Below are 3,458 nucleotides of genomic sequence, written 5' to 3'. Positions count from 1 at the left end.
CCGAACTCGCCACCGAGTCCGACGCGCCGGCCGACAGCCGGGCCGCCCCGGACGTCACGAGTGCGGCGCCGGACACCGGCGGCGCGTCCCCGGCCGCGCCGGACACCGGAGCGGGTGGGTCCTCGCCGGACGCCGCGGACCCGGCCGTCTCCGCGTCCGTCTCCGCGTCCCCGTCGGCGTCGAGCGCGTCCGGTGCGGCGCAGAGCCCTTCGGTGACGCCGGAGAGCGAGGACGCGGCGACGGGCGCCGGATCGACGGCCCCGGCCGCGAGTACCCCGCCCCGGCAGCCGCCGGCCACCCGGCCCGCGACCACGGCTCCGCGCCCGACGACCTCGGCGCCGCAGGACCCCGAGCCGACCCCGACGCAGACCTGCAATCGCTTCCTGTGGTGGTGCACCTGAGCGCACCCGTGCGCCAGTGCGCCAGTGCGGGCGCGTGCGCGGGACGCGCCCGGTCAGGCGCCGGTCATCCGGCGCAGCATGTCCCGGAACGCCAGCCGCTCCTCGTGCGTCAGCCCGGCCAGCGGCTCACGGGCGAAGTCCAGCGAGTCCCGCAGGCCGCGCGCGACCCGCAGCCCCTCCTCGGTCGGCGCGGCCAGCTTCACCCGGCGGTCGCCCGGCGCGGGCCGCCGCTCGACCAGGCCCCGGCTCTCCAGGCGGTCCACGATCCCCGTGATGTTCGACGGCTCGCACTTCAGGCGCTGCGCGATCTGCCGCATGGGCAGCGGGTCGAGCGCGAGCAGCCCGAGCACCCGCGCCTGCGCCCCGGTGAGGCGATGCCTCGCGGCGGCCTCCTCGTACTCCTCGTGGTAGCGCGCGACGACGGCGCCGATCAGCTCGACGACCTCGAGCGTGAGCGGGTCGGTGCGGCGCGGGCGGGTGGTGGTCATGCCCTCCAGGGTACCCAGATACTTGACATTCTGAAATATTCAGACGCATGGTTGTTTCAGGTACTGAAACAGTCCCGGAAGTAGCTCCCCATTCTGCGAAGGACCAGCGCATGTCCGCCGACACCCCCCAGATTCCCGCCACCGGCCGCGAGTGGGCCCTGATCAGCCGTCCGGTCGGCTGGCCCAGGCCCGAGGACTTCGAGCTGCGCGAGGTCCCGGTCGCCGCGCCCGGCCCGGGCCAGGTCCTGGTCAAGAACCTGTTCGTGTCGGTCGACCCCTACATGCGCGGCCGGATGAGCGCCGCGAAGTCGTACGTCGCGCCGTACGAGCTGGGCAAGCCCATGCAGGGCGGCGCGGTCGGCGTCGTCATCGCCTCGAACGACGAGGGCGTCGCGGTCGGCGACCACGTGCTGCACTTCCACGGCTGGCGCGAGTACGCGGTGTTCGACGCCAAGCAGGCCGTGAAGGTCGACCCGGAGGCCGCGCCGCTGTCGACGTACCTCGGTGTGCTCGGCATGACCGGCCTCACCGCGTACGCGGGCCTGCTGCGCACCCTCTCCTTCAAGGAGGGCGACAGCGTCTTCGTGTCCGGCGCGGCCGGTGCGGTCGGCGGCCAGGTCGGCCAGATCGCGAAGCTCAAGGGCGCCTCCCGGGTGATCGGCTCGGCCGGCTCGGACGAGAAGGTCAAGCTGCTCCTGGAGGAGTACGGCTTCGACGCGGCGTTCAACTACAAGACGGGCGACGTGCACACGCTGCTGAAGGAGGCGGCCCCCGACGGCGTCGACGCCTACTTCGACAACGTGGGCGGCGACCACCTCGAGGCCGCCATCGCGCGGCTGAACCGCGACGGCCGCATCGCGATCTGCGGCGCGATCTCCGTGTACAACAGCACCGAGCCGGCCCCCGGCCCGCGCAACCTGGCCCGTCTGATCCAGACCCGCGGCCGCATCGAGGGCTTCCTCGTGGGCGACCACTACGACCTGCAGCCGCAGTTCGTCCAGGAGGTCGGCGCGTGGGTCCGCTCCGGCGAGCTCAAGTACCGCGAGACGTTCGTGGACGGCATCGAGAACAACCTGGAGGCGTTCATGGGCGTCCTCCGCGGCGACAACACCGGCAAGATGATCGTCCGGCTCTGACGCCTCACCCGCATCCGTGGCCCCCGTCTGTGACGGGGGCCACTTTCGTTCTGCGCGCCATTCGCTACTCTCATTCCGTAATACGGATCTGAGTTTCCGCCTAATGGATTGATTGAGGGAGTACGGGCATGGCCATCACGCAGTCCGACGTCGTCTACACCGCCGTAGCCACCGCCGAGAACGGCCGCGACGGCCGCGTCGCCACCGACGACGGCAAGCTCGACGTCGTCGTCAACCCGCCCAAGGAGCAGGGCGGTTCCGGCGAGGGCACCAACCCCGAGCAGCTCTTCGCCGCCGGTTACAGCGCCTGCTTCCAGGGCGCCCTCGCGGTCGTCGCCCGCCAGGAGAACGCCGACGTGTCCGGCTCGACCGTCACCGCCCACGTCGGCATCGGCAAGAACGACGAGGGCTTCGGCATCATCGTCGAGATCAAGGCGTCGATCCCGAACGTGGACGCGGCCACCGCCAAGGACCTCGTCGAGAAGGCCCACCAGGTCTGCCCCTACTCCAAGGCGACCCGCGGCAACATCACGGTCACGCTCTCCGTCTGAGCCCACCGGCCCGCAGGACGGGCCCCGGGGCCGTGCGGCCCGTCCCGTAGGGTGTGCGCCATGCGTGATCTCGGGGCGGGCTTCGGCTATCTGATGAAGGGGCAGCGCTGGGTTGCCCAGCACGGCAGGCAGTACGGCTGGAGTCTGCTGCCGGGCCTGATCACCCTCGTCCTGTACGTGGGGGCCCTCGTCTGCCTCGCCGTCTGGGGCGGTGACGTCGTCGCCTGGGCGACGCCCTTCGCCGACGACTGGTCCTCGCCCTGGGGCGGCCTCTTCCGCGGCTTCCTGACCGTCGTCCTGTTCGCCCTCGCGCTGCTGCTCTCGGTGCTGACCTTCACCGCGGTCACGCTCCTGATCGGCCAGCCCTTCTACGAGTCCCTGTCGGAGCAGGTCGACGTCGCCGAGGGCGGGCACGCGCCCGAGTCCGGGCTGCCGCTCTGGCGCGAACTGTGGATCTCGGCACGGGACTCCCTGCGCATCCTGGTGCGCGCCGCGGTGTGGGGCGTGCTCCTCTTCGCCTGCGGCTTCCTGCCGTTCGTCGGCCAGACGGTCGTCCCGGTGGTCGGCTTCTTCGTCACCGGGTTCTTCCTCACGGAGGAGCTGACGGCCGTCGCCCAGCAGCGCCGCGGGGTGCAGCTGCGCGAGCGCCTCGCCCTGCTGCGCACCCGCAAGAGCCTCGTCTGGGGCTTCGGCACGCCCCTCGCGGTGGCGTTCCTGGTGCCGTTCGTCGCGGTCTTCCTCATGCCGGGCGCGGTGGCGGGCGCGACGCTCATGGTGCGCGACCTGGAGTCCCCGCCCGACGGGACCGACCCGCCCGGGGCGCGGCGGCCCGCGGACGCCGCTCAGCCGCACCCGGCGCCGGCGGCGGACCCGCGCACGGCG

Annotated in this window: 4 protein-coding genes and 1 pseudogene; 3 read left to right on the top strand and 2 right to left on the bottom strand. The window is 72.4% G+C overall.

Going from position 1 to position 3,458, the window contains the following annotated elements; genetic code table 11:
* A pseudogene (locus GTW43_RS01380) lies at positions 1-397 on the bottom strand (hypothetical protein); the annotation flags it as partial.
* Positions 398-454: 57 nt separating this feature from the next.
* Positions 455-889, bottom strand: a complete 435-nt coding sequence (locus tag GTW43_RS01375; protein WP_161299692.1) for a MarR family transcriptional regulator — start codon at positions 887-889, stop codon at positions 455-457.
* A gap of 110 nt (positions 890-999) precedes the next feature.
* Here GTW43_RS01375 and GTW43_RS01370 point away from each other — a divergent pair, with 110 nt between their 5' ends.
* The 3 genes from GTW43_RS01370 to GTW43_RS01360 form a co-directional block, all read left to right on the top strand.
* Complete coding sequence (locus GTW43_RS01370; RefSeq protein ID WP_161299691.1) at positions 1,000-2,025, top strand: NADP-dependent oxidoreductase; 1,026 nt, start codon at positions 1,000-1,002, stop codon at positions 2,023-2,025.
* Positions 2,026-2,153: 128 nt separating this feature from the next.
* Positions 2,154-2,576 carry an organic hydroperoxide resistance protein gene (locus tag GTW43_RS01365; RefSeq protein WP_161299690.1) on the top strand — a complete coding sequence of 141 codons (423 nt, stop codon included), beginning with the start codon at positions 2,154-2,156 and terminating at the stop codon, positions 2,574-2,576.
* A gap of 60 nt (positions 2,577-2,636) precedes the next feature.
* Positions 2,637-3,458: EI24 domain-containing protein (locus GTW43_RS01360; RefSeq protein ID WP_161299689.1), on the top strand; the 822-nt coding region annotated here is incomplete at its 3' end.

Source organism: Streptomyces sp. SID5785 (genome assembly GCF_009870065.1).
Lineage (GTDB): Bacteria > Actinomycetota > Actinomycetes > Streptomycetales > Streptomycetaceae > Streptomyces.
Note: the sequence above shows the minus strand (reverse complement) of the source record. Positions and strands in the feature narration are given on the sequence as shown.